22 protein-coding genes are annotated in these 24955 nt (G+C 63.5%); 10 read left to right on the forward strand and 12 right to left on the reverse strand.

Annotated features, from left to right (window positions below; all coding sequences use genetic code 11):
* Positions 1–115: 115 nt before the first annotated feature.
* Positions 116–796: an ABC transporter permease subunit gene (locus tag NKJ15_RS09080; protein WP_352471183.1), complete on the forward strand. Its 681-nt coding sequence runs from the start codon at positions 116–118 to the stop codon at positions 794–796.
* Positions 793–1566 (forward strand): amino acid ABC transporter ATP-binding protein, encoded by a 774-nt coding sequence (locus NKJ15_RS09085; RefSeq protein ID WP_352814922.1) that lies wholly within the window; start codon positions 793–795, stop codon positions 1564–1566. Before NKJ15_RS09080 ends, NKJ15_RS09085 begins: the two co-directional genes overlap by 4 nt.
* Positions 1567–1643: 77 nt before the next feature.
* Here NKJ15_RS09085 and NKJ15_RS09090 read toward each other — a convergent pair whose 3' ends face one another.
* From NKJ15_RS09090 to NKJ15_RS09115, 6 genes are all read right to left on the reverse strand, one after another.
* Entirely contained in the window at positions 1644–2225 is a 582-nt protein-coding gene (locus tag NKJ15_RS09090; protein WP_006327799.1) for a CarD family transcriptional regulator, read from the reverse strand.
* A 368-nt stretch (positions 2226–2593) separates the two neighbouring features.
* Positions 2594–2932 carry a ferredoxin FdxA gene (gene fdxA / locus NKJ15_RS09095; RefSeq protein WP_292664799.1) on the reverse strand — a complete coding sequence of 113 codons (339 nt, stop codon included), beginning with the start codon at positions 2930–2932 and terminating at the stop codon, positions 2594–2596.
* Positions 2933–3080: 148 nt separating this feature from the next.
* Positions 3081–3467 carry an RNA-binding S4 domain-containing protein gene (locus NKJ15_RS09100; RefSeq protein WP_352814924.1) on the reverse strand — a complete coding sequence of 129 codons (387 nt, stop codon included), beginning with the start codon at positions 3465–3467 and terminating at the stop codon, positions 3081–3083.
* A gap of 12 nt (positions 3468–3479) precedes the next feature.
* Complete coding sequence (locus tag NKJ15_RS09105) at positions 3480–6887, reverse strand: helicase-related protein (protein ID WP_352814926.1); 3408 nt, start codon at positions 6885–6887, stop codon at positions 3480–3482.
* 731 nt (positions 6888–7618) lie between these two features.
* Entirely contained in the window at positions 7619–8344 is a 726-nt protein-coding gene (gene phbB, locus NKJ15_RS09110; RefSeq protein ID WP_352767641.1) for an acetoacetyl-CoA reductase, read from the reverse strand.
* Positions 8345–8447: 103 nt separating this feature from the next.
* Complete coding sequence (locus tag NKJ15_RS09115; RefSeq protein WP_352452508.1) at positions 8448–9632, reverse strand: acetyl-CoA C-acetyltransferase; 1185 nt, start codon at positions 9630–9632, stop codon at positions 8448–8450.
* Between the two features lie 278 nt (positions 9633–9910).
* Here NKJ15_RS09115 and phaR point away from each other — a divergent pair, with 278 nt between their 5' ends.
* Complete coding sequence (gene phaR / locus NKJ15_RS09120; protein WP_023678449.1) at positions 9911–10519, forward strand: polyhydroxyalkanoate synthesis repressor PhaR; 609 nt, start codon at positions 9911–9913, stop codon at positions 10517–10519.
* Positions 10520–10592: 73 nt separating this feature from the next.
* Here the strand turns inward: phaR and NKJ15_RS09125 are convergent, their stop codons facing one another.
* Positions 10593–11741, reverse strand: coding sequence for a citrate/2-methylcitrate synthase (locus tag NKJ15_RS09125; RefSeq protein WP_352452507.1), 1149 nt, complete (start codon positions 11739–11741; stop codon positions 10593–10595).
* Positions 11742–11833: 92 nt separating this feature from the next.
* On the opposite strand from NKJ15_RS09125, the gene NKJ15_RS09130 reads away from it, so the two are divergent.
* The 6 genes from NKJ15_RS09130 (at position 11834) to NKJ15_RS09155 (ending at position 19975) form a co-directional block, all read left to right on the forward strand.
* Positions 11834–12922, forward strand: a complete 1089-nt coding sequence (locus tag NKJ15_RS09130) for a citrate synthase/methylcitrate synthase (RefSeq protein WP_352814929.1) — start codon at positions 11834–11836, stop codon at positions 12920–12922.
* 184 nt (positions 12923–13106) lie between these two features.
* Entirely contained in the window at positions 13107–13889 is a 783-nt protein-coding gene (locus NKJ15_RS09135) for a 3-hydroxybutyrate dehydrogenase (RefSeq protein WP_352767644.1), read from the forward strand.
* 26 nt (positions 13890–13915) lie between these two features.
* Entirely contained in the window at positions 13916–15046 is a 1131-nt protein-coding gene (locus tag NKJ15_RS09140) for a patatin-like phospholipase family protein (RefSeq protein WP_352747698.1), read from the forward strand.
* 281 nt (positions 15047–15327) lie between these two features.
* On the forward strand, positions 15328–16539 hold the full coding sequence (locus tag NKJ15_RS09145; RefSeq protein ID WP_352540279.1) for an efflux RND transporter periplasmic adaptor subunit: 1212 nt from the start codon (positions 15328–15330) through the stop codon (positions 16537–16539).
* A gap of 2 nt (positions 16540–16541) precedes the next feature.
* Positions 16542–19718 (forward strand): efflux RND transporter permease subunit, encoded by a 3177-nt coding sequence (locus tag NKJ15_RS09150; protein ID WP_352613442.1) that lies wholly within the window; start codon positions 16542–16544, stop codon positions 19716–19718.
* 98 nt (positions 19719–19816) lie between these two features.
* Positions 19817–19975 carry a DUF3309 family protein gene (locus NKJ15_RS09155; protein ID WP_023678456.1) on the forward strand — a complete coding sequence of 53 codons (159 nt, stop codon included), beginning with the start codon at positions 19817–19819 and terminating at the stop codon, positions 19973–19975.
* Between the two features lie 66 nt (positions 19976–20041).
* Here NKJ15_RS09155 and NKJ15_RS09160 read toward each other — a convergent pair whose 3' ends face one another.
* Positions 20042–21001: an SDR family oxidoreductase gene (locus tag NKJ15_RS09160; protein WP_352814931.1), complete on the reverse strand. Its 960-nt coding sequence runs from the start codon at positions 20999–21001 to the stop codon at positions 20042–20044.
* Between the two features lie 93 nt (positions 21002–21094).
* Here NKJ15_RS09160 and NKJ15_RS09165 point away from each other — a divergent pair, with 93 nt between their 5' ends.
* Positions 21095–22006 carry a LysR family transcriptional regulator gene (locus NKJ15_RS09165; protein WP_352452500.1) on the forward strand — a complete coding sequence of 304 codons (912 nt, stop codon included), beginning with the start codon at positions 21095–21097 and terminating at the stop codon, positions 22004–22006.
* On the opposite strand, the gene NKJ15_RS09170 is transcribed toward NKJ15_RS09165, so the two are convergent.
* From NKJ15_RS09170 to NKJ15_RS09185, 4 genes are all read right to left on the reverse strand, one after another.
* The gene (locus NKJ15_RS09170) at positions 21964–23145 is read right to left on the reverse strand and encodes an MFS transporter (RefSeq protein WP_352814934.1); all 1182 of its coding nucleotides are present in this window, start codon (positions 23143–23145) and stop codon (positions 21964–21966) included. The genes NKJ15_RS09165 and NKJ15_RS09170 overlap by 43 nt on opposite strands.
* 146 nt (positions 23146–23291) lie before the next feature.
* Positions 23292–23753, reverse strand: coding sequence for a cupin domain-containing protein (locus NKJ15_RS09175; protein WP_352768285.1), 462 nt, complete (start codon positions 23751–23753; stop codon positions 23292–23294).
* Entirely contained in the window at positions 23746–24072 is a 327-nt protein-coding gene (locus NKJ15_RS09180) for a DUF1244 domain-containing protein (protein WP_352814936.1), read from the reverse strand. The genes NKJ15_RS09175 and NKJ15_RS09180 overlap by 8 nt, the downstream gene beginning before the upstream one ends.
* 26 nt (positions 24073–24098) lie before the next feature.
* Positions 24099–24896: an N-formylglutamate amidohydrolase gene (locus NKJ15_RS09185; protein WP_352814938.1), complete on the reverse strand. Its 798-nt coding sequence runs from the start codon at positions 24894–24896 to the stop codon at positions 24099–24101.
* Positions 24897–24955: the final 59 nt, after the last annotated feature.

Raw genomic sequence — 24955 nt, forward strand, 5'->3', positions numbered from 1 at the left:
TTCTCGTGTGGGCCGAACGCAGGCCCACGTCGTTCATATCGCGGCGAGCTGTCTTTTGACGGCCCGCCGCTTTCGCGTGATATGAGCGACGGCAATCTGGCAAGGAGGAGCCTTCGTGCCGCACTGGCTGCAATTGATGCTGGAATCCCTGCCTACGCTGCTATGGGCTGCACTGATCTTCACCGTGCCGCTGACGCTGCTGTCGTTTGCATTCGGTCTTGTCCTAGGCCTGGTTGTGGCGCTTGTCCGGCTGTTCGGTCCCAAACCGCTGGTCGCCGTGGTCCGCTTCTACGTCTGGATATTCCGCGGCACGCCGCTTCTCGTGCAACTGTTCCTTATCTTCTACGGCCTGCCATCGGTCGGCATCCTGCTCGACGCCTTTCCGGCAGCACTGATCGGCTTCACCTTGAACATCGGTGCTTATTCATCGGAAATCATCCGCGCCGTCATCGGTTCGGTGCCCAAGGGCCAGTGGGAAGCGGCCTATTCGATCGGCATGACCTGGGCCCAGGCAATGCGGCGCACCATTCTTCCACAGGCGGGGCGCGTCGCCGTGCCGCCGCTGTCCAACACCTTCATCTCGCTGGTCAAGGACACTTCGCTCGCCGCCGCCATCACCGTGCCGGAGATGTTCCAGGCAGCGCAGCGCATCGTCGCCACCACCTATGAGCCGCTGATCCTCTATGTCGAGGCAGCGGCCCTCTATCTGATCATGAGCTCCGTGCTGTCGGCCTTGCAGGCGCGGCTGGAAACGCGGCTCAACCGTTATGGCGGCTTCCTGGAGGCGCGCGCATGATCGGCCTCACCAACATCGAAAAGCGTTTCGGCGACAATCTTGTGCTGAAGGGCGTGACCGTCACCATCGAGGAAGGCAGCGTTACGGCGCTTGTCGGACCGTCGGGCGGAGGGAAAAGCACGCTTTTGCGCTGCATCAACCTGCTCGAGCTCCCGACTTCAGGCACGGTACGGATCGGCGACGATGCACTCGAATTCCGCCCCGGCGGCAGGGTCTCGACCAGGGATATCCAGCGGCTGCGGCTGCAGACCGGCATGGTGTTCCAGAATTTCCAGCTGTTTCCGCATCGCACCGCGATCGAGAACATCATGGAGGGGCTGGTGACGGTGCTGAGATGGCCCAAGGAGAGGGCGCGCGAACGGGCGCTGGCCCTGCTCGAAAAGGTCGGCATGGCGCACAAGGCCGATGCCTGGCCGGCGACGCTGTCAGGTGGCCAGCAGCAGCGCGTGGCGATTGCCCGGGCTCTGGCGCCTTCGCCGAAAGTCCTGCTCTGCGACGAGCCGACCTCGGCACTCGATCCGGAACTGGCGCAGGAGGTGGTCGATGTGCTCGGCAAGCTCGCCAGTGAGGGCACGACCATGGTGATGGCGACGCATGATCTGCGGCTCGCCTCCAAGATCGCGCGGGAAGTGGTGTTCCTCGATGCCGGCAACATCGTCGAACAAGGGCCGGCCGCGGTGCTGTTCAGCAATCCGGAGCGCCAGCGGACCAAGCGGTTCATCGCCACGCTGAAGCACGAGGCGGAGAGGGAAGGCGGCGGCGAAGGTTAGATATGCCCGTCGCCGGTCAGCCAAAACAAAAAACCCGGCGCGAGGCCGGGTTTTTCTGGATTCGAAAGCAAAAAAACTCAGGCGGCTTCTTCCTGCTCGGCTTCCTCGTTGTCGGCCTTAGCGCCGCGCTTCGGGCCCTTGTTGAGGTTCACCTCGATGAGGCGGACCGCTTCGGTCTCCGACATGCGGTTGACGGCCGCGATCTCGCGGGCCATGCGGTCGAGGGCCGCCTCGTAGAGCTGGCGCTCGGAATAGGACTGCTCCGGCTGGTTATCGGCGCGGTAAAGGTCGCGCACCACTTCCGAGATCGAGATCAGATCGCCGGAGTTGATCTTGGCGTCATATTCCTGGGCACGGCGTGACCACATGGTGCGCTTGACGCGGGCGCGGCCCTGCACGACCTTCAGCGCGCGCTCGACATAATCCTCTTCCGACAGCTTGCGCATGCCGATCGAGGTCGCCTTGGCGACCGGCACCTTGAGGCGCATCTTGTCCTTCTGGAAGTCGATGACGAACAGCTCCAGCTTGTGGCCCGCGACTTCCTGCTCATCAATCGAGACGATCTGGCCGACACCATGCGCCGGATAAACGATGTATTCGCCGGTCTTGAAACCGTGGCGCGCTGCGGTGGACTTCTTCTGCGGGGTGATCGTTGCCATTACGCCCTGAACTCCTTGTTGTGGTACCGGCATCGTGCCGGCCCGAACTCGTGCGACCGGGGTGACCGGTCCTTAGCCACACAACGATGAACTCACCGGAAAGGCCAGGACCGGCAAATCGCAACATTGCGACCGCCTGCCCCAGATCGCTCTGGTCCGGATTGAGAAATTCACCTTTCAGTGATTTGGGGCGTTTGCGCCATAAATCGACGTTGTGTCACCGGCATGTTTGGCTGATATAACACAAAAAGTCGGAAGAATCAAGGTTTTGCTGCACGCGCGAAGGCCGCGCGCCGTCGCCGCCTGTCAAGGCAGTTAATGTATCACGTCTGTTACGCGGCGTCAGGCCACCGCAGCCGGCAGGCTCGTCAGTCGCCTTCGCCGGGCTCCGGGGAGAAATATTTCTCGAACTTGCCAGTTTCGCCATCGAAATTTTTAGCGTCGGCCGGCGGCTCCTTCTTGGCGGTGATGTTGGGCCATTTCTCGGCATATTCGGTGTTGATCTGCAGCCATTTGTCGAGACCCGACTCGGTGTCGGGCTTGATTGCGTCGGCCGGGCATTCCGGTTCGCAGACGCCGCAATCGATGCACTCGTCCGGGTGGATGACGAGCATGTTCTCACCTTCGTAGAAGCAGTCGACCGGACAGACCTCGATGCAGTCCATGTATTTGCATTTTATGCAATTGTCGGTCACGACATAGGTCATTGGTCGGCTCCGGGACGTGCCATTTTGTTGGGCTTTTTTGGTGAGGTAACGCCTTTGTCCGCTGGTGGCAAGGGCGGCCCCTGCCAGCGGTGCCGCGGTTTCCGGAATGGAATTCCGGAAGGCCGGCAAAGCGGGCGTTCGACCTTGCTCAATCGTCGCCGAGCAGGTGGTCGGTCTGGCGGCGTTCCTTCTTCGTCGGGCGACCGCTGCCGGCCTCGCGCAACGGCGGCACCGCGTCCGGAAGCGCCTCGCCCTTGGGCGCGGGGGGCGGCGACATGTCCTCGTAGAGCAGGCGGGCCTCTTCGGCCGGGCCACGCCGTACGCCGGTGCCAAGGACCTTCCAGACGAAGATCCGCCGCTCCAGCGTGATGGTCAAAACGTCGCCCGGCCGGACCGTGTCGGAGGCCTGCGCTGCTTTGTCGCGATTGATGCGGACGCGTCCGGCGAGGACCAGCTTGGCTGCCAGCGTGCGCGATTTTACCGCGCGCGAGAAGAACAACCACTTGTCGATGCGCTGGCGGGCATCAGTGACCATTGGACGAGCAGCTTACTTCTTCAGCTGGTCGCGCAACGCGGCGAGCTTGGCGAAGGGCGAGTCCGGGTCGAAGCGGACCGGGCGTTCCTCACGCGGCTTTGGCTGGAAGGCGGGTTTTGCGCCTTGGGCGCCGCCTTTGCCGTCCTGCCGGCCAGCCTTCCAGTCGGGCCGGTTTTCGCGCCGGTCCGGGCGTTCACCTTGCGGCTTGCCGGCGCGCTGCTCTACCGCCTCGCCTTGCGGCCTGGGCTTGAACTTGCTGCGATCGAAGCGCGGCTTGCCGGCGCCGTCGCGCTGGTCGTGGCGCCCCTGACGGGCGGGCCGGTCGCCCGGCGTCGCTTGCCCGCCGGCATCTACCGGCGCATCGCTGCGGCTGTCCGGCGCAGCTTGACCACTGCGCGCGCGATTGTCCCGATGATTGTCCCGGGGGCGGTTGTCATGCTGGCGATGACGCGGGCGCTGGTCGAAACGACCCTGCCGCCATAACAGGACAGGTTTTGGCTCCTCGGCTTCTGGAGCAGCTTCGCCGGCGACGGCTTCCGTCGTTGCTGCAGGTTCGGCCGGCGATGCTTCCGTAGTTTCGAGAACCGGCGGCTCTACCGGTGCCGCAGCCTCAGTTTCCGCCCCAAGTTCCGCCGTTGGCTCGGCCGCTGGTTCCGCAGGCGCTTCAGCAGTTGCCTCCGCGGCGGGCCGGGTCTCTTGCGTGACTTCTGCCGCAGCTTCAGGGGCTGGAGCTTCCGCGACAGGCTCTGCCGTCGCTTCGGTCACAGCTTCGGCCGCCGCCTCCGCAACAGGAGCCGCATCCGACACAGGTTCCGAAGCCTCCGCCGGCGGCTCTGCCGCGGCAGATGCTTCCGCCATCCTCGCCTGCTCGACTCGCGCAGTCTCTTCCGCCGCCTGCTTTGCAGCGGCAGCTTCACGCGCGGCATTGTCCTGTGCTTCGAGCCGCGCCTTGACCTCGGCCGCCGGTTTGGCATCGGCGCGATAGCCGAGTCCCTTCAGGATTTCTTCCATGTCGTCGGCGGTGGCGCCGAGAATCGACATCATCGGCGGCGTCACCATGAAGGACTGGCCGTCATAGGCGCCGTCGGGCCGAGGGCCGAGGCCCGGCTTCCAGTTGGTCGCCGGCCGGATCAGGTCGGCCAGCCGTTCGAGAATATCGACGCGTACAGCACGCCGGCCAAGATTGCGGTAGCCGGCAAGCTTGTAGAAGGTCTTGTCGAAGGTCGGATCGATGACCACCGAGGTGCGGCCGGAGGCCAGTGCGTGAACGACATCGCCGAAACCGGGCTTGTCCTTGCCGTCGTTTCTCAGCGCCCACAGCAGCGTTACCAGCCCGGCCGGCGCCGGCTTGATCAGCGCCGGCACGAAGACATGGTAGGCGCCGAAGCGCACGCCGAGACGGCGAAGCGCCGCGCGGCCTTCCTGGTCGAGCGATTTCATCTCGTCGGCGATGTCGCGACGGTTGATGAGACCGAAATGCTCGACGAGCTGGAAAGCAATGCCGCGGCCGATGCCGGTGATCTGCTCGGCATTCTTGAGGTCGACCAGCGGCTTCAGCAGGGATTCGATCTGGAAGTTTACGAAGCGCTCGGCGCGCGCCGCAACCTTGTCGCGTGCCGGGCCGGTGAGTTGCTCGTCGGCCAGCAGAACCAGACGCGGCTTCAAAGCGTCTTCGCCGGCGACCAGCGTGCCGATCGGCGCGCCGATCCAGCGCAGCGTGCCATCCGAACCCAGCGCGATGTCGCCATTGGCCGAGGCGCCGAAGCGCTCGGCCCGCGCCTCGAACTCGGCGGCAAGCGCCTTCTGCGCCGCCGCCCGCACCGCCTTGGCGTCTTCGCCGCCGGCGCTCTGGTCGGCGGTGAAGCGGAAACCTTGCAACTCGCCGACGTGATGGCCTTCGACGAGGACGGTTCCGGTTGGGCTGATTTCGGCTTCAGGCATCGTGTTTTCTCTAAGGCGCCGCATGAGGACGGAAGTCCTGCGGTCTACAAAACGTTTCGTCAACCGCTCATGCAGCGCATCCGACAATCTGTCTTCGATTTCGCGCGTCTTTTCCTGCCAGTGTGCCCGATCGGCCAGCCAGCCGGGCCGGTTGGAAACGAAGGTCCATGTGCGGATCTGGGCAATCCTGTGCGACAGCGTGTCGATGTCGCCTTCGGTGGTGTCGGCACGGCGCACCTGCTCGGCCATGTAGTTCTCGTCGACATGGCCGTGCCTGGCAAGGTCCATGTAGATGGAGGCGATCAAGTCGGCGTGCTGGGCCGGCGCGATCTTCCTGTAGTCGGGCAGCGCGCAGGCTTCCCACAGCAGCGCCACGCGCCTGGCATCGGTGGTGAGTGCCCGGACGTCCTCGTCGCGCGACAGATGCTCGAGCGCCTGCGCGTCTACTGCCGGCAGCGCGCGCGTCAGGCCTTCGACCGGGGCGTTGGTCTCAATCGAGCGCTTCAGCGCATCAAGGTTGGCGAAATCGAAATGCGCGGTGCGCCACTGCAGTACTTTCACCGGGTCGAAATCATGCGCCTCGATTTTGTTGACCAGTTCATCATCCAGCGGACCGACCTGGCCGGTGACGCCGAAGGTGCCATCGCGCAGATGCCGGCCGGCGCGGCCGGCAATCTGGCCGAGCTCGGCCGCCGTCAGGTTGCGGTACTGGTAGCCGTCGAATTTACGGTTCTGGGCGAAGGCGACATGGTCGAGGTCGAGGTTGAGGCCCATGCCGATGGCGTCGGTGGCGACGAGGTAGTCGACGTCGCCCGACTGGAACAGCGCCACCTGGGCGTTGCGGGTGCGCGGGCTGAGTGCGCCGAGCACGACGGCGGCACCGCCCTGCTGGCGGCGGATCAGCTCGGCGATGGCATAGACCTCGTCGGCCGAGAAGGCGACGATCGCCGTGCGCCGCGGCAGGCGGGTCAGCTTCTTCGAGCCGACATAGGCAAGATGCGAGAGGCGTGGTCGCGTCACCACCGACACGCCCCGCAGCAGGCGCTGCAGAATGCCGTGCATGGTGGCCGCGCCCAGCAGCAGCGTCTCCTGGCGGCCGCGCAGATGCAGGATGCGATCGGTGAAGATGTGGCCGCGTTCGAGATCGCCGGCGAGCTGGACCTCGTCGATGGCAACGAAGGCGGCGTCGGTCTCGCGCGGCATCGCTTCCACGGTGCAGACCGAGTATTTCGCGCCCGCCGGCTGGATCTTTTCCTCGCCGGTGATGAGCGCCACCTTATGGGCGCCGACCTTCTCGCAGACGCGCGTATAGACCTCGCGGGCAAGCAGCCTGAGCGGCAGGCCGATGACGCCGCTTTCGTGCGCCACCATGCGTTCGATGGCGAGATGGGTCTTGCCGGTGTTGGTCGGGCCGAGCACGGCCGTCACGTCTCGACCCGACAGGATCAGCGGTTCAGTGTGTTTCGGATGGATGTTCATCGGCCTGGAAATAAGGCTCTCTGCCTCGCATTGTCGGGAGCGCGCCCATATTGGCCGCGTATGACAGGCGACACATAGGGATTTCGGGCGCGAAGCGAAAGCGGAATATGCCGAGGGCAGGCCGATTGGTTGGTTCGAAGCCAGAAAATCTGTTCCCGATTAACAGTTGGAACGAGTCTGGAACGAATCAGCGACGAATCACTGACTCGCGCTGATTCAGGGTTTGTTCACGGCTACATCTGGGTTTTCTGTCGGCGTACCTCACCACATGCTGAATCACGGAAACTGGCCCGATTTATGCAAGCGGCATCCAAGCGAGCACTGCGGTTAACCTTTGCCGGCGAATGGTCGTGGCCGGCCAATCTGCTTCGCACAACATTATGAAATTATTGATGTTTCCTAATGCGTTTTAATCATTTCGCGGGTGTTTTCAGCTCTCGCCGTTAACGTTCCGCTCAAAGCCGGAACGAATCGGCGACGAATCAGAGATAGCCGAAGTTTCTTGGTTTGTTCACCGCAACATGTTGTGTTGTGAACAGCTTTTCCACCGAGAATCCACAGGCTGCCGGGCGGCTTTTGCACAAGCTGCGAGTTTGCCGTTAACCTTTGCGTGCCGGATTGGGGCAGCGTGCTGCATCGAGATCTTGCAACGGGAAGACCGCTATAGAAACGGGCCGTTTTGCAGGCCCGTTCGTCCAAGTGCGTATCTGTCTCAACGTAAAGATAAACGATCAGGCGACGTACTGGCCGCCATTGGCTGATATGGTCGAGCCGGTGATGAAACCGGCATCGTCGGAAGCGAGAAAGACGACGCAGCGCGCGATCTCCTCCGGCTCGCCGAGACGGCCGACCGGGATGTGCGGGATGACGCGCTCGTTGAGGACCTTCTCGTCCATTGCCTTGACCATCTCGGTGGCGATGTAGCCGGGGCAAATGACGTTGACGGTGATGCCGGCGCGCGCGCCTTCCTGGGCCAGTGCCTTGGTGAAGCCGATATCGCCGGCCTTCGAGGCCGAATAATTGACCTGGCCGACCTGGCCTTTCTGACCGTTGATCGAGGAGATGGTGATGATGCGACCGAACTTGCGGTCGCGCATGCCGCCCCACAATGGATGCGTCATGTTGAAGACGCCGGAAAGGTTGGTGTCGAGGACCTCCTTCCATTGCTCGCGCGTCATCTTATGGAACATCGCGTCGCGAGTGATGCCGGCATTGTTGACCAGCACCGAGACGGGACCGAGATCGGCTTCGATCTGTTTGATGCCGGCGGCGCAGGCCTCGTAGTCGGCGACCGACCATTTATAGACCGGGATGCCGGTCGCGGCCTTGAACTTTGCCGCCGCTTCTTCATTGCCGGCGTAGTTTGCGGCGACCGAATAGCCGGCGCTTTTCAAGGCGACCGATATCGCCGCGCCGATGCCGCGCGACCCGCCTGTGACGATTGCAACCTTTGTCATATGTCCTCCCGGGAAATGCAGATGACTGAGCGTTGAAGCGGTGGGGTTTGCCCTCTTTCCCTACTCGCTTTGCGCCAGCATCCTATTCGTATCGCTTATCTCATCACAATGCTTCCACGCACATGGCAACACCCATGCCGCCGCCGATGCACAGCGTGGCAAGGCCTTTCTTGGCACTTCTGCGGCGCATCTCGTAGACCAGCGTGTTGAAGATGCGGGCGCCCGAGGCGCCGACCGGATGGCCGATGGCGATGGCGCCGCCATTGACGTTGACGATGGCCGGATCCCAGCCCATGTCCTTGTTGACGGCGCAGGCCTGCGCGGCAAAGGCCTCGTTGGCTTCGACCAGATCGAGGTCGCCAACCGACCAGCCGGCCTTGGCCAGCGCCTTGCGCGAGGAGGGGATCGGTCCCGTCCCCATGATCTGCGGGTCGACACCGGCGGTCGCCCAGGAAACGATACGCACCAGCGGTGTGATGCCGCGCCTTGCGGCTTCCGCTTCGGTCATCAGCACCACGGCGGCGGCGCCGTCGTTGATGCCGGAAGCATTGGCAGCCGTCACCGTGCCTTCCTTGTCGAAGGCGGGCTTGAGCTTGGTCATGGCATCGATTGTCGCGCCGTGGCGGATGTATTCATCCTGGTCGACTACGGTGTCGCCCTTCCTGCCCTTGACTGTAAAGGCAACGATCTCGTCCTTGAATTTCCCGGCTTTCTGCGCGGCCTCGGCCTTGTTCTGGGAAGCCAGTGCGAACTGGTCCTGGTCGTCGCGGGTGATCTGAAACTGGCGGGCGACGTTCTCAGCGGTGTTGCCCATATGATAGCCGTAGAAGGCATCGGTCAGGCCGTCCTTGATCATGGTGTCGATCAGCTTGAAGTCGCCCATCTTGACGCCACCGCGCAGATGTTGCGCATGCGGAGCCATCGACATCGATTCCTGGCCGCCGGCAACGATGATTTTTGCATCGCCCTGGGCGATCTGCTGCATGCCGAGCGCGATAGCGCGCAAGCCCGAGCCGCAGAGCTGGTTCAGGCCCCAGGAGGTCGCCTCCTGCGGTACGCCGGCAGCCATTGCCGCCTGCCGCGCCGGGTTCTGCCCTTGAGCCGCGGTCAGAATCTGGCCGAGAATGACCTCGTCCACCTCCTTGCCGTCGACGCCGGCACGGACCAGCGCTTCCCTGACGGCGACGGCACCCAATTCATGGGCTGGGGTGTTGGCGAAGGCGCCGTTGAAGGAGCCGACGGGCGTGCGCGCTGCACTGGCGACAACGATGGCGTTGGAAGCGGACATGTTCTTCTCCAGGCTTTCGGGGAATGATTTCGGGTGCCGTCGGGGACTTTTCTTGCCCTTTCCACAACCCGAGTCAAACCCGAAATGGGCATGGCGTCCCACTCCCGCAAGTATGCCGCCCGTCGCTGCAACGGCGGCCCGTCCGTGCTGCGCAGCATAAAATGTTCCCGCACTGCACAAACTGCTTGGATTCATGACGCTTTTGCGCATATCCTTTAAAAAGGCGCAATCGTTATCGGCGGCTTACTTAAGCTGCCCGGTGTCCGGGGAGGATGCAGATGGCCGCAAAAGACGAACCTATTGTTATCAAGAAATATGCCAATCGCCGTCTCTACAATACGGGCACCAGCACCTATGTGACGCTCGAGGATCTCGCTGAAATGGTCAAAAGAGGCGAGGACTTTACTGTCCAGGACGCCAAGACCGGTGACGACATCACGCATCCGGTACTGACCCAGATCATCTTCGAGCTGGAGAACAAGGACGGGCAGAACATGCTGCCGATCCCGTTCCTGCGTCAGCTCATCGCCTATTACGGCGACCAGATGCAGATGATCGTGCCGAGCTTTCTCGAACAGTCGATGCTGGCCTTCTCGAAGGAGCAGGAGCGCTTTCGCGAGCAGATGAAAGATGCGCTCGGCAAGTCGCCGATGGACATGATGAAGATCGCGACACCAATCAAGGTGCTGGAGGAGCAGACGCGGCGCAACATGGAAATGTTCCAGAACGCCATGCGGCTGTTCACGCCGTTCCCGCCCGCGGGCTCGGCGCCGGCAGCAGCGCCGGCCGAACCGGCCAGGAAGGAAACGCCGGAAAAACCCGACGACCTTCAGGAGCTGAAGGAGCAGATCGCCGCGATGCAGCGCAAGCTCGACACGATGTCCTGACTGCCGGCTGGCGAAGTGCAGCGTCGGACCTTCCTTCAGGTGCTGCTGAGACTTCGCAAGCAGCGCGGCTAGACTAGAGCTGCTCCGGCAGCGGTCCCTGGTAGCGGGCGCGTGGCCGGATCAGGCCGTTGCTCGTCACCTGCTCCACGGCATGCGCGGCCCAGCCGACGCTGCGGCCGAGCGCGAACAGGCGGAACGGCGCATCGGACGGCAAACGGAGACCGCGCGTCAGCGCGGCCAAAGCGAAATCGACGTTCGGGCGCATGCCCGTTGCCGCAAAGGCCGCATCGCAAAGCCGTAACAGCCCATCATCGACATCTATCGCGGCCAGCAACGGTTCCGCACGCGGATCGCCGTCGGGATAAAGCGGATGGCCAAATCCGGGCAGCGGCCTGTCGTGACCGAGCCAGCGTCCGACAGCCGCGTCCGGCCCCAATCTCTGCGCATCTTCCGCCAGCATCATGACCGCCTCCGCGGCGCCGCCATGACGCGGCCCGGAGAGCGTGGCGAGGCCGGCAAGCAGGCAGGCCGAAACAGGTGCGCCGGTGGACGCGGCGACCCGTGCGGCGAAGGTCGATGCGTTCAATTCGTGATCGGCCAACAGTACCAGTGAGCGGCGGATCAAGTCTGCGCCGGCCGCATCGAGCGACCATCCCCGCGCCAGCCTTTCGTGCACGGCACCAGTTCCGGGAATCGCGCCGAGCGCCTGGGCCAAAGCGGCGATGGCGCCGGCCGCATCGTGGTTGAGCGAAGCCGATCTTCGGCCGAGCGAAGGCCGGCCGTTGGCCGCCAACGCGGCCAATTCCGCGAAGGCAGCCGGCCGGCCAGTTGCGCCGTTGCCATGGCGGCTCGCCGAGACGAACGACACCGGTGCGTCAGATGCCCAAAGCAGGTTTGCCGTCTGCTCCAGCGTGGCAGCCTCGCAGAGAGCAACCGCATCCTGGCCGCGATAGACAAGGCGGCCATGCAAAACGGTCGAGATCGTGGTGGCGATCGCCGGCTCACCCCAGGCAATTGCACTTTCGGCGATTGCCTGCGGATTTCGGCCACGAGCCCGCCGGCTCGCCAGCGCCGCGATGTCGTCGGCGCGATACTGGCTGCGGCGTGGATCCGCCCGGTCCGGCCGCACGCCGATGCGCCCGCGGCTGACATAGGCATAGAGGGTCTGGGCTCGCACCTTGAGACGCTTCAGGGCTTCGTCCCGCGTCAGCCACTCCGTCATGTCAGCCTTGTCATGTTGATTCCGTTGATCAAGATTGATGGTCCAGTCACCAACCCTTATCTACCACCCGGAAAGGGTCAAGGAGAAAACCGATGGCGAATGGGCTCGATGATGTTGTGGCGGCGGAAACGGTGCTCTCCGATGTCGACGGTCTTGGTGGCCGCCTGACCATCCGGGGCCATTCGTTGCCCGAACTGGCAGGTCGCTGGAAATACGCCGAGGTGGTTCATCTGCTGTTCGACGGCTTTTTCGACGATCTTCCCGACGGCAGCGCGCTGGCGAACGCGATCGGTCGGGCGCGCAGCGAAGTGTTCGAGCAGATCAAACCCTTGCTGCCGTTTCTCACATCCGTCGATATCTACAGCGCGATGCGCGCCGGTATTGCCCTGCTGCCGGATGGTGACAAATTGTCGGACGCGCTGCGGCTGGTTGCGGCACCTGCCGTGCTGACGCCGGCCTTGCTGCGCTTGCAGCGCGGCGAACGCCCGATTGCGCCCGATAGCAAGGCCGATCATGCCGCCGACATGCTGCGGATGCTGACCGGCATTGCGGCCTCGCCTAAATTGGCGAAGGCGCTCGATGCCTATCTCGTGACGGTTTGCGACCACGGCCTCAACGCATCGACCTTCGCCGCGCGCGTGGTCTCTTCGACGCAGGCCGGGCTTACTTCGGCGGTGCTGGCCGGGCTCGGAGCGCTCAAGGGGCCGCTGCATGGCGGCGCGCCAGGTCCGGTGATCGAGATGCTGGATGCGATCGAGGCGCATGGCGACGCCGCCGGCTGGCTGCGTGGCGAGATCGCGCGCGGCCGCCGCATCATGGGCTTCGGCCATCGCATCTATCGCGTGCGCGATCCGCGTGCCGACGTGCTGAAAGCGGTGGTGCGCCAGCTCGGCGCCAGGGGCGAAAGCGGCCACCGCCTGGCCTTTGCCGAAAGCGTGGAGCAAGCGGCGCTCGAAGTGCTTCGCATCGCCAAGCCGTCGCGCTCGCTCCAGACCAATGTCGAGTTCTTCACAGCGCTCCTGCTGGAAGCGGCGAGCTTTCCGAAAGAGGCGTTCACCAACGTCTTTGCTGCCGGGCGCGTCGCCGGCTGGATTGCCCATGCGCGCGAGCAGCAAACGAGCGGACGGCTGATCCGGCCGCAGTCGCGCTATATCGGGACGGTGCCGGACCTCGTCGCCTGACGAGCTTTCAGCGCATGCTTTGCGAAACGAGGCAACGACCTCTCTTAGGGGACGAGAGCGGTCTACATGACAAAAATTTCATGTCATTGCTCCACACATCCGCTGTTCTTGGGTGACAGAGAGCCTATATGTTGCAGTGCAGCATGGTTCCACGGGAGCCCGCCTCGAAAGGAATAAAGCCGCCTTGACCGCCAGAAAAACCGCCATCGTCACCGGTTCCACCTCGGGCATCGGCCTGGCCATTGCCCACGCGCTCGCGGCCGAAGGCTGCAACGTCGTCGTCAATTCCTTTTCCGACACCGCCGACGATCACGCCATCGCCGACGCGATCGCGAAGCACCACGAGGTGAAGACCGTCTACGTCAAGGCCGACATGTCGAGGCCGGCCGAGTGCCGGGCTTTGGTGGCAAAGGCAGCCGAGGCATTCGGCTCGGTCGACATCCTGGTCAACAACGCCGGCATCCAGCATGTCGCGCCGGTCGAAAGCTTCCCGATCGAGAAATGGGATGCGATCATCGCCATCAACCTGTCATCGGCCTTCCACACCATCGCAGCCGCCATCCCGTTGATGAAACAGGCTGGTGGCGGCCGGATCGTCAACGTCGCCTCGGCCCACGGCCTTGTCGCCTCGCCGTTCAAGTCGGCCTATGTCTCGGCCAAGCATGGCATTATGGGCTTGACCAAGACTGTCGCCCTGGAGCTGGCGCGCGACAAGATCACCTGTAATGCCATTTGTCCGGGCTATGTGCTGACGCCGCTGGTCGAGGCGCAGATCCCCGACCAGATGAAGGCCAACAAGATGGACCGCGAGACGGTGGTCCGTGAGGTCATGCTCGAAAAGCAGCCGACCAAGGAGTTCGTCACCGTCGAGCAGGTTGCGGCGGCCGCAGTGTTCCTATGCTCGGATGCGGCGGCGCAGATCAACGGCACGCACATCTCTGTCGACGGCGGCTGGACCGCTCAGTGAGGCTTCCAGCGGTCAAGGGCCACGCCATGCCGAAAAACGGCAAGGCGGAAGAGCCAAAGAAGATCAATGTCGCGCTGCAAGGCGGCGGCTCGCACGGGGCGTTTTCCTGGGGCGTGCTCGATCGGCTGCTCGAGGACGGGCGCCTCGACATAACGGCGGTTTCGGGCACCAGCGCCGGCGCCATGAATGCCGTGGCGCTGGCCGACGGCTTTGTCCGCGGCGGTGTCGAGGGCGCGCGGCGGAAGCTCGACGATTTCTGGCGTGCGGTGGCGGCAAAGGGCCGCTTCAGCCCGGTACAGCGCATGCCCTGGGACGTCGCCTGGGGCAATTGGTCGATCGAGAACACGCCCGGCTATTTCCTGTTCGATACGATGTCTCGGGTATTTTCGCCCTATGTCGCCAATCCGCTCGCAATCAATCCGCTGCGCGACGTGGTCGAACGTGAGATCGATTTCGACAATGTGCGCGCCTGCAAGTCGATTGAACTGTTCATTTCCGCTACCAATGTCGAGACCGGCCAGTTGCGGGTCTTCTCGGACGGCGAGATCGACCTCGACACGGTGATGGCGTCGGCCTGCTTGCCGCAATTGTTCCGTGCCGTCGAGATCAAGGGCGTGCCCTATTGGGATGGCGGTTATGGCGGCAACCCGGCACTGTTCCCGTTCTTCAAGACGGCGGCCACCGAGGACGTGCTTTTGGTGCAGATCAATCCGGTGGTCCGCGAGGGGACGCCGAAGAGCGCCAATGAGATCCAGAACCGCATCGACGAGATTACCTTCAATGCCGGGCTGTTGCGCGAATTCCGCTCGATCGCCTTCGTCAAGGAACTGATCGCCGCCGGCCGATTGCCGCACGGCGAATATCGCGACATCCGCATGCACCGCATCGATGCCGACGAAGCGTTCAAGGATCTGTCGGCATCGTCCAAGGTCAATGCCGAATGGGCGTTCCTTGTCTATCTGCGCGACCTCGGCCGCACCGCAGCCAGTGATTGGCTGGAAGAAAATTATGACGCCGTCGGCAAGCGGCCGACGATCGATCTGTCCGGCGAACTCGACGACGGCTTGAAGCCGGTGCGCGGGCCGGCGCCGGGCCGGCGGGTCAAGGAATTTCTTGCGGCGCGCAAGCAGCCCGAGGCTGCCCGCCGTCCGGCCTAGCTGCTTCGCAAGCAGATGGCATTCGCAATCTGTCCAATCATCCTGACACTTGCTGCCATACTGCTGTTTTGGCGATCAACAGCCGATGCTGCAGCCGCATCTTTGCGGACAAAGCAACAACCCATCAACTTTTCTGACTATATTGCAATGCAACTTTGAGGTAGAAGCGCGCTTCGCCGATCACGGCAATTTGAATACGGCCTCGCGCGCACCCATATCGGCGACGCGCCCCAAGTAGAAGATGCGGCCTGGCCGAACCCCGCGCACTGGAAAAAATGACGATGCCGAAATTCAGGTTTCACAAGCTTGCAGCCATTGTTGTGCTCATCGGGTTCGCTGGCTGGATGGCGACAGGCGAGTTCTCGTCCGTCGGCAGCGCGTCCGCCGACAACAAGCCCAAGGCAGGAGAGGTCGAGCAGCCCAAGGCAGCCGACGCAGGCAAGCCCCAAACTGGCAAACAGGGGGCTGCCAAGCCGGGGACTGCCGAGGCGGAACAGCCCAAGGCGCCGTTACGCACGGTCGCGATCATAACCCCGCCGCGGCGCACCTATGCACGCGCTATCCGCATTTCCGGACTGACCGAAGCCGACAAGCGCGCCGTCCTGGCGACACGCGTCGCCGGCGTCATCGACAAGCTGCCGGTCAAGCAGGGTCAGCATGTCAAGACCGGCGACCTGATCCTGATGCTTGCCGCCGAGGAAAAAATCTCGGCGGTCGACAACGCCAAGCAGCTTGTCGTGCAACGTGAGGCAGAGCTGGCAGCTGCCCTGCGGCTGATGAAAACCGGCAATCTGCCCAAGCTGCAGCTCGACACGGCCCGCTCCAACCTGACGCTGGCCAAGTCGCAACTGGAGGCCGTGCAAGCCGAGCTCGACCGCAACGAGGTGAAGGCGCCCTTCGACGGCGTCATCGACCGGGTGCCAGTGGAGCTTGGCAGTTCCGTCATGCAGGGCGGCGAAGTGGCGACCATTCTGAAGCTCGATCCGGTGATCGCCCGCGGCGAAGTCAGCGAACGCGATCTCGGCTATCTGAAGATCGGCGACAAGGCAAATGTGCGTCTGGTCAGCGGCCAGAATGTCGAGGGCACGGTGCGCTACATCAGCCGCGATGCATCTTCGGCAACCCGTACCTTCCGCGTCGAAGTCGCCATCCCCAACGCCGATGGTTCCGTACCGGCCGGCATGACGGCAGAAATTGCGCTCAGCGCCCAGCCGACCGACGCCGTCATGCTGCCGCGCTCGGTGGTGACGCTCGGCGACAAGGGCGATCTCGGCATTCGCGCCGTCGACAAGGACGACAAGGTCGTGTTCTTCCCGATCGACCTGGTCGACGACACGCCGACCGGCCTGGTGCTCGGCGGCATTCCGGCCGACGCCCGCATCATCGTCGCCGGCCAGGAGCTGGTGAAGGAAGGCGAAGTGGTCAAGCCGGTCGAAGCCGACCAGGCGACCATTCAAAAGCTGTTGGGCGAAGCGACGGCCGGGACGCAGTAATCATGGACATCGTCAAACTTGCAATCAGCAATGCCCGGCTGACCATTTCGGTCCTGGTCTTTCTCATCCTTGCTGGTGCGGTCGCTTACCAGTCGACGCCGAAGGAAGCGGAACCCGACGTTCCGATTCCGATGATGTATGTCAGTCTGATCTACCAGGGCATCTCGCCGGAAGACTCCGAGCGCCTCCTGCTGCGGCCGATGGAAGCCAAGCTGAAGAGCCTGAAAGGCCTCAAGGAGATGCGCTCGGCCGCCTTCCAGGGCGGCGGTTATGTGCTGGTCGAATTCCAGCCACAGACGGATCTCGCCACGGCGCTGCAGGACACGCGCAGCAAGGTGCAGGACGGCAAGGCCGACCTGCCGCAAGCGGCTGAGGAGCCCGTGGTCTCCGAGGTCAACATCTCCGAGTTCCCCGTCCTGGTCGTGACGCTGTCGGGCGAGGTGCCCGAGCGTGTGCTGACGGCGGCGGCGCGCGAGCTGCGCGACCGCATCGAGGAAGTGCCTGGCGTGCTCGAGGGCTCGCTGCAGGGTGCGCGCGACGACCTCGTCGAAGTGGTCATCGATCCGATGAAGCTGTCTTCCTACGGGCTGCAGCTCGACCAGTTGATCGGTGCGGTCGGCGCTTCCAACAGTCTTGTCGCCGCCGGCAACATCGAAGGATCCGAGGGCAAATACGCGGTCAAGGTGCCCTCGCTTATCGAGACACCAGAGGATGTGGCGGCGCTTCCGGTCGTCGCCGGCCCCAATGCGGTGGTGCAGGCCAAGGACATTGCCACCATCCGCTCCACATTCAAGGACGCCGAGACGGTCACCCGCCTCGACGGCAAGCCGGCGATCGCCATCGAGGTGAAGAAGCGCATCGGCTCCAACCTGATCGATACGATTGGCAAGGTCAGGGAGGTGTCCGACGCCTTCATCAAGACGATGCCGGAGGGCATGCACGTCACCTACACGCAAGACAAGTCGGTCTTCGTGAACCAGTTGCTCGGCGACCTGCAGAACCACGTGATGATCGCCGTGATCCTGGTGTTCATCGTCATTCTCTACGCGCTGTCTGGCCGTGCCTCGCTGCTGATCGGATTGGCCATCCCATCATCCTTCCTGATCGGCATCCTGTTGCTGGCAATGATGGGCTACACGATCAACATGATCGTGCTGTTCAGCCTCATCCTGGCGGTCGGCATGCTGGTCGACGACGCCATCATCGTCACCGAATTCGCCGAGCGCCGCATGAGCGAGGGCATGCCGAAGGAGCAAGCGTTCGCGCTTGCCGCCAAGCGCATGGCCGGCCCGGTCATCGCGGCGACGATGACGCGCATTGCCGCCTTCTCGCCGCTGTTGTTCTGGCCGGGCATCATCGGCGACTTCATGAAATACATGCCGATCACGCTGATCGTGACGCTCTCGGCCTCGATGCTCTATGCGCTGGTCTTCGCGCCGACGCTGGGCGCGATATTTGCCAAGGCGCCGGCCCATCACCCCGACGACAATCGCGACGGCTGGTACATGGCCGTGGTCAAGCAGGCGGTGCATTATCCCATCACCGTGCTTGTCCTCACTGTGGCGCTGTTGTTCGGCGTCGGCTACGCCTATTCGAAATTCGGCGCCGGCGTCGAATTCTTCCCGAATGTCGAGCCTGACTACGGCCTGCTCTATGTCCACGCCCGCGGCAATCTTTCGCTTGCCGAAATGGACGCGGCCACCAAGACCGCGGAAAATCGGCTGCTCGGTTGGCCGGGCGTGAAGTCTGTCTATACCCGTGTCGGCAAGACGCAGGGCGGCGGCCAGGATGTTCCGGAAGACGTGGTTGGCGTGATCCAGTACGAATTCGTCGACTGGCGCGAGCGTAAATCGGCGAACTCAATCCTGGACGAACTGCGCGGCGTTATGGCCGGCATTCCCGGTGTCGACGTCGAGGTTCGCGTGCCGGAAGCCGGCCCGCCTACCGGCAAGCCGATCCAGATCAGGCTTTCGGCCGTCGATCCGAAGGGCCTTGACGACAAGGCCCGCGCCGTCGCCGCGCGCATTGCCAAGGTGCCCGGCGTCATCGATATTTCCGACGGTCTGGCGCCGCCCGGCGTCGACTGGGCGCTCGAGGTCGATCGCGCCAAGGCGGCGCAGTACGGCATCAGCCCGACCGCGGTCGGGACGGTCGTGCAATTGGTGACCAACGGGCTGAAGCTCAGCGAGTACCGGCCCGCCGGCGCCGACGATGCGGTCGACATCAGACTGCGCCTGCCCGAAGATCGGCGCACGCTGTCGACGCTCGACGAACTCAGGGTGCAGACCGCGCAAGGCTCGGTGCCGATCTCGAACTTCGTCGTGCGCAAGCCGGAGCCGACGGTCGGTATCCTCAACCGCATCGACGGTGCGCGAACGGTCGTCGTCCAGGCCAACGTCGCTGCCGGCGCCCAGGTGGCTGCCGTCCAGCAGGAGGTCACCAAAGCTGTCGCCGACATGAACCTCAGCAGCGGCATTCGCTGGAAGCTTGCCGGTTCGAATGAGGACAGCGCAGAGGCTGGTGCCTTCCTCAGCAAAGCCTTCGGTGCGGCGATCTTCCTGATCTTCATCGTGCTTCTGGCGCAGTTCAACAAGTTCACCAGCGTCTGGCTGGTGCTGTCCTGCGTGGTCATGGCGACGATCGGCGTGTTCCTCGGGCTGCTGCTGACGGGAGAGGCATTCGGCATCGTCATGTCGGGCATCGGTGTCATCGCGCTGGCCGGAGTGGTGGTGAACAACAACATCGTGCTGATCGACACCTATGACCGGTTGCGCGAAGAGGGCTGGGACAAATACGAAGCCGTTCTGCAGACCTGCCGCGAACGTGCCCGTCCGGTGGTGCTGACGGCGGTGTCGGCGATCCTCGGCGTGCTGCCGATTGCTTTCGGCCTCGGCCTCGAAATCTTCCATCACGAGACGACGATCAACGCGCCGTCGACGCAATGGTGGATTTCGCTGTCCTCGGCGATCGTCTTCGGCTTGTCCTTCGCCACCGTGCTGACGCTGGTGGTGACGCCGTCGATGCTGATGGTGTTCACTCGCGCCAAGGTCAAACCCGGTGCGCGTCGGGGCTGGTTCAGCCGCCTGTTCGGGCGTCGCAAGGCCGAAATCCCGTCGAAAGGCCTGGACGCCGATCTGGGCGCCGAACCGGCGATCGCCTTCCCGAAGGCCGCCGAATAGAGTCCGGCTCGCCGTCCTGATCAAGCAAGGCCGCCCGGGAACAATGGGCGGCCTTCTGCATTGTTCCGTCATTGCAACCTCAAAGCGAGGATTTTCTGATGACGATCAGCACCATTCTCATCATTATCCTTATTCTTATTCTGATCGGCGCGGTTCCGGCGTGGCCGCATTCCCGGTCCTGGGGTTACGGACCATCCGGCATCGTCGGCGTCATCCTGATCGTTGTCCTGGTGCTGCTGTTGATGGGCCGGATCTGAGCGCAACCTTCCTCCCCGACCAGCGGCGGATGACCGTGAGGCCATCCGCCTTTTTTTGGTTTGTTGTTAGGCAGCTTTTTGCGTCGTCTTGATCGTGGCGATGCCGATATCCTCGAGCGCTTCCGACACCGCATTTTCCAGCGGCGTGTGCGGGATCGTACCGATGACGCTTTCCAGCCTGCCTGAAACCAGCCGGTGCGGCTCGAAGCGGAGATAGGACATCGAAACGATCTCGCGCCACATCGCCACGAACGGGCCGCCGGCACGCAGCACCCACCACGGCATCGACGTCAGTTTCAGCGTGCGTCCGAGCGCCTTCTCCGCGGCCGCCTTGATGTCCAGATCGGTCACCGCATGGCCAGGAAAGTTCAGCGCCTCGTAGAAGCCGAGCTTGTCGAGATTGTCAGCCAGCCCGACGAAGGCCTTGGCCAGGTCGGGCAGATAGGCCCATTCATGCACGAGATCGACCGGCCCTGGGGCGGTATAGACGCCCTTGGTCATCTTGGCGGCAACAACCAGATCGAACCACGATCCGCTGCCGGTGCCGCCGAAGAAATCACCAGCGCGCAACAGGATCGTGCGCACCAGACCCGCGTCGGCCTCGCGGCGAAACAGATCTTCCATGGCGACGCGGATACGGCCCTTTTCCGTCGTCGGGCGAAACGGCGTGTCTTCGGCGATCACCGCCGGCATCTGCGAGCCGTAATTGTAGACGGTGCCCGGGAAGAGATGCAGCGCGCCGTTCGCCCGGCAGGCAGCCATCACATTCTCGGCCATCGGCAGGCATTTGCTCCAGTCGGTGTAGAGCGGGTTGAGGCCGTTGAAAATGATATTGACGCCTTCGGTCGCGCGGATCAGCGCAGCACGGTCGAGCGCGTCGCCGGCGATCGCCGTGGCGCCTTTGAGCTCGGCCGGCACCTTGCCGCTGCGGGTGATGGCACGGACATCGTAGCCGGCATCGATGAAGGCCTTGGCCACCGTGCGGCCGAGGCGGCCATTGGCGCCGAGAATTGCGATCGTGGTCATGGTTCGTCTCCGTGTTGCGTTACGACCCCAATATTGTCTCTCCGCAAACGAATGGAAATTGACTACGATTGGCAATGTGATATTCAATTTTGAATGGATATTGACTGGAACCTGATCAAGAGTTTCGTCACGGTGGCGGAGACCGGCAGCCTGTCGGCGGCCGCACGAAAACTTGCCGCAAGCCAGCCGACGCTCGGCCGCCACATCGCCGAGCTGGAACAGGCGCTCGGCGTCACCCTGTTCCGGCGCGGGCGGCGTGGCTATGCGCTCACGGAAGCAGGCAGCACGCTCTTTGAACGGGGTCGCGCGGTGAGCGAGCAGGCGAGCGCCTTTTCGCTGCTGGCGCTGGGATCGGTCGAGGCGATCGAGGGTACGGTGCGCATTGCCGCCAGCGAAGTGGTGGCGGCCTATGTGCTGCCGGAAATCACAGCGAGGCTTGGGACCGAGGAGCCGGGCATCGAGGTCGAGATCGTCGCCTCGAACCAGGTCGAGAATCTGCTGCGTCGCGACGCCGATATCGCCATTCGCATGGTCAAGCCGGCGCAGAATGAATTGGTCGCGCGCAAGGTGACCGACATTCCGCTCCGCGCCTGCGCGGCAAAATCCTACCTCGACCGGCGTGGCCGTCCGCGCGAGGCCCGCGATCTGGCCGGCCACGATCTGGTCGGCTTCGACCGCGGCGATGAGATCATTCGCGGCTTCGCCCAGTTCGGCGTCCCGCTCGCCCGCAATGCCTTCCGCTTCAGGACCGATAATCAGATCGTGCTGTGGGAAGCAGTGCGGGCGGGAAACGGCATCGGCTTTGGCCAGGAGCCGCTCGCCGACCGTGATCCGCTGGTCGAGACAGTGCTGCCGGGTCTCCCGCTGCCGACGCTGCCGGTGTGGCTGGCCATGCACCGCGACGTGCGTACCAGCGTCCGCATCCGCCGCGTCGCGGATTTCCTCTACGAAGAGTTCAAGCGCTATTCAGCCGGTGCAGGCTCGGCAGCGAATTCGGCGCGGTGAGCGAGGCCGGCCATCACCAGCACGACGACCAGCAGCCCGGACAGAGCGACGAAGATCGGGCCGAAGCTCGAGTGTTCGGCGATGAAGCCGATCGCCGACGGCGCCACCAGAATGCCTGAGTAACCCATTGTGGTGACGACGCTCATGCCGGTGCCGGACGCCATGCCCTCCTGGTTGCCGCCGGCCGAAAAGATGATCGGCACCATGTTGGCAATGCCGAGGCCGCAAAAGGCGAAGGCGGCAATGGCCAGCCAAGGCGAGGGAGCCAGCCCGGCCACCAGCATGCCGGCAGCAGCGGCAAGGGCCGAGGCGCGCAACGTCGTAACGGCACCGAAACGGTTGCGGACGCCATCGCCGAGAAAGCGCATGATGGCCATGACTCCGGAAAAGGCGGCATAGGCCAGGCCTGCGACGGCAAGATCGGCGCCGAGCTCCTGCCTGAGATACAGCGCCGCCCAGTCGAGTACCGCACCTTCGGAGATCATCGTCAGCAGCGCCATCAGCCCGACCAGATAGACCAGCGGGTTTGCCGGCAGCGCGAATTTGTGGTGCTCGGCGACCGGGTGCTTGTCCTCGGCGATCAGGTAGCGGATCGCTACGGCGATTACGGCAAAGGCAAGAGCCGTCACCACTGTCGCATGGGCGAGGTGACCGTAGTTCTGGATGGCGAAACCGCCCAAAGCGCCGCCAGCGAAACCGCCAAGGCTCCAGAAGCCGTGCGAGGACGACATGATGGCACGGGACAGCCGCCGTTCGACTGCCACTGCATTGGCATTCATGGCGACGTCCATGCCGCCGATCGAACCGCCGAAGATGAACATGGCGATGGCTGCAAGGGGCACGTTGGGGGCCAGAGCCACAACCAAAAGGCCGAAGCTGCCGGCAAGTCCGAACCAGCGCAGCACCGTGCGCGAGCCATGCTTCGAGATCAGATGGCCGCACCAGGTCATGGCAGTGACGGCGCCGGCACCGAACAACAGAATCAGCAAGCCGAGCGTGAACTTCGAAATGTCGAGTCGCGTCAGGAACACCGGGATCTGCGGCGCCCAACTGCCGGTCAAGAAGCCGTTGGCGAGGAAGATGCCGGCCACTGCCCAGCGTCCACGAATCGCGATCTGCGTGATTTTCTGCGCGTCCATCGGGTAGAATCCGGTCCGGAAATGGCGTTGCGCGGCAAATTAGATCGATTCAATTCACAGTCAAGCGCTCTTCGCCGAAAGTGCTTGGACCAGACGCTACGTCCTCTCGCATCGGCCAACCATCTCGGCGGTCCACTCCGAAATCCCTACGGCTCGGGATAAGGCGCGCCATCCTTGTGCACAAACCGGCCGTCAGCGTTGGTGCTCATCATGTCGATGTCGGAGCAGGTGGCGACGTCGTCGGGCCAGCGCGAACCGACTTCGAGATAGATCGCCATCCCGCCCGATTTATTGATCATGTGATGGCCGTTGCCTGATCCTTTCGGAAAGGCCGCGCAATCACCGGCGCGCAGCACCGTCTCGCCGGCATCTTCGACGAGCGTCAGCTCGCCTTCAAGCACGTAGACGAATTCGTCTTCGTGCGAATGCCAGTGGCGCTGGCTCGACCAGTTGCCCGGCGGCAGGCGCATGAGATTGATGCCGAAGTCGGTGAGCCCGCCTGCGTTGCCTAGCCGCTGGCGCACGCGTTCGGCACAGGGTGCATCGAACGGCGGTGGATAGGATGAGCCCTTGCGTCCGGGCACGTCGGCAACGTCAATCTTAGGCACGGCGTCCTCCCCAGTGATCCCTAGGGCGTCTTGCCTCGAACTCGGCCTTCTTGGCGTCGGAGGCCTCGATCTGGTTCCGTGCCTGCCACTCGGCATAGGGCATGCCGTAGATGATCTCGCGCGACTGTTCCTTGCTGAGTTCGACACCTTCGGCTTGCGCCGCATCGCGGTACCAGTTGGACAGGCAGTTGCGGCAGAAGCCGGCGAGGTTCATCAGGTCGATGTTCTGTACGTCGGAACGCTCGCGCAGATGCGCGACCAGCCGGCGGAAGGCAGCGGCTTCGAAATCGCGCTTTTGTTCGTCGCTGAGTTCGGTCATGTCATGTTGGCCTCCCTTGGGCCTCATCATACCGGCCCGGTGCGAGAGCCGAATATTTTCACCGCATGTATATCGGCACGTCGATCTATCGCGTCAACGATCGGCGCCAGCCGTTCGGCCCAGGCGAGGGCACCCTTGCGGTCGGCGATCAGGTCCTGGCGGACCTCGAGCAGCGCATGGGCAAAGCCGTTGACGATGGCGTGCCTGAACATGGTATCGCCGCGCAGTGCGCCGTCATAGGGTTCGTTGTCGCCGACGATGAGGCTCTTGTCCTCGGCGAGCATGTCGATCAGCGGCCGCGCAACGCGGTCGTCCAGGTCCCACAATATGCCGGCGTGCCACGGCCGCACGAATCCCTGCATGGTCGGTGTGAAGGAATGCACCGAAAAGATGAAGGGTGCCTGCGCGGATGCTCGCGCCACAGAGGCGATCATGGCGCCGACGGCATCATGATAGGGGCGGTAAAAGCGGTCCAGCCGCCTTTCGCGCTCCTCCGGCGCGATGGGGTAATTTCCCGGGATGACGGTGCCGTCATAGAGCTGGCGAATCAGCGTTGGATCGTCTTCGCCGCGATTGGGGTCGATCAGCAGTCGCGAAAAATTGGCAAGCACCGCCGGAACGCCGAGCAGACTTCCGAGTTCGCGGGTTACAGTCTCGACGCCGATGTCGTAGGCGATGTGGCGGTCGAACTCCGCCGCCGGCAGGCCGAGACTGCCATACTCCTCCGGCAGTTCGCGGCGGGCGTGATCGGCCAGAAGCACCATGCCGCGCTTGCGATCGCCTTCGACGATATCGAAAGGCGCGAAAACTGTGGATCGGGTCATTGGCGGGAAAGGTCTGTTCGCTGGCTTTCGGGGAGGGTGGTATCGTCATTCCACGAAGA

The sequence above is a fragment of the Mesorhizobium sp. M0207 genome (assembly GCF_040321995.1).
Taxonomy (GTDB): Bacteria; Pseudomonadota; Alphaproteobacteria; order Rhizobiales; family Rhizobiaceae; genus Mesorhizobium.

Excerpts from the sequence above, each read along its gene's own strand:
- NKJ15_RS09085 (WP_352814922.1), top strand. The coding sequence starts at position 793 with ATGATCGGCCTCACCAACATCGAAAAGCGTTTCGGCGACAATCTTGTG.
- NKJ15_RS09090 (WP_006327799.1), bottom strand. The coding sequence starts at position 2,225 with ATGGCAACGATCACCCCGCAGAAGAAGTCCACCGCAGCGCGCCACGGT.
- fdxA (WP_292664799.1), bottom strand. The coding sequence starts at position 2,932 with ATGACCTATGTCGTGACCGACAATTGCATAAAATGCAAATACATGGAC.
- NKJ15_RS09100 (WP_352814924.1), bottom strand. The coding sequence starts at position 3,467 with ATGGTCACTGATGCCCGCCAGCGCATCGACAAGTGGTTGTTCTTCTCG.
- NKJ15_RS09105 (WP_352814926.1), bottom strand. The coding sequence starts at position 6,887 with ATGAACATCCATCCGAAACACACTGAACCGCTGATCCTGTCGGGTCGA.
- phbB (WP_352767641.1), bottom strand. The coding sequence starts at position 8,344 with ATGACAAAGGTTGCAATCGTCACAGGCGGGTCGCGCGGCATCGGCGCG.
- NKJ15_RS09115 (WP_352452508.1), bottom strand. The coding sequence starts at position 9,632 with ATGTCCGCTTCCAACGCCATCGTTGTCGCCAGTGCAGCGCGCACGCCC.
- phaR (WP_023678449.1), top strand. The coding sequence starts at position 9,911 with ATGGCCGCAAAAGACGAACCTATTGTTATCAAGAAATATGCCAATCGC.
- NKJ15_RS09125 (WP_352452507.1), bottom strand. The coding sequence starts at position 11,741 with ATGACGGAGTGGCTGACGCGGGACGAAGCCCTGAAGCGTCTCAAGGTG.
- NKJ15_RS09130 (WP_352814929.1), top strand. The coding sequence starts at position 11,834 with ATGGCGAATGGGCTCGATGATGTTGTGGCGGCGGAAACGGTGCTCTCC.
- NKJ15_RS09140 (WP_352747698.1), top strand. The coding sequence starts at position 13,916 with ATGCCGAAAAACGGCAAGGCGGAAGAGCCAAAGAAGATCAATGTCGCG.
- NKJ15_RS09145 (WP_352540279.1), top strand. The coding sequence starts at position 15,328 with ATGCCGAAATTCAGGTTTCACAAGCTTGCAGCCATTGTTGTGCTCATC.
- NKJ15_RS09150 (WP_352613442.1), top strand. The coding sequence starts at position 16,542 with ATGGACATCGTCAAACTTGCAATCAGCAATGCCCGGCTGACCATTTCG.
- NKJ15_RS09155 (WP_023678456.1), top strand. The coding sequence starts at position 19,817 with ATGACGATCAGCACCATTCTCATCATTATCCTTATTCTTATTCTGATC.
- NKJ15_RS09160 (WP_352814931.1), bottom strand. The coding sequence starts at position 21,001 with ATGACCACGATCGCAATTCTCGGCGCCAATGGCCGCCTCGGCCGCACG.
- NKJ15_RS09165 (WP_352452500.1), top strand. The coding sequence starts at position 21,095 with ATGGATATTGACTGGAACCTGATCAAGAGTTTCGTCACGGTGGCGGAG.
- NKJ15_RS09170 (WP_352814934.1), bottom strand. The coding sequence starts at position 23,145 with ATGGACGCGCAGAAAATCACGCAGATCGCGATTCGTGGACGCTGGGCA.
- NKJ15_RS09180 (WP_352814936.1), bottom strand. The coding sequence starts at position 24,072 with ATGACCGAACTCAGCGACGAACAAAAGCGCGATTTCGAAGCCGCTGCC.
- NKJ15_RS09185 (WP_352814938.1), bottom strand. The coding sequence starts at position 24,896 with ATGACCCGATCCACAGTTTTCGCGCCTTTCGATATCGTCGAAGGCGAT.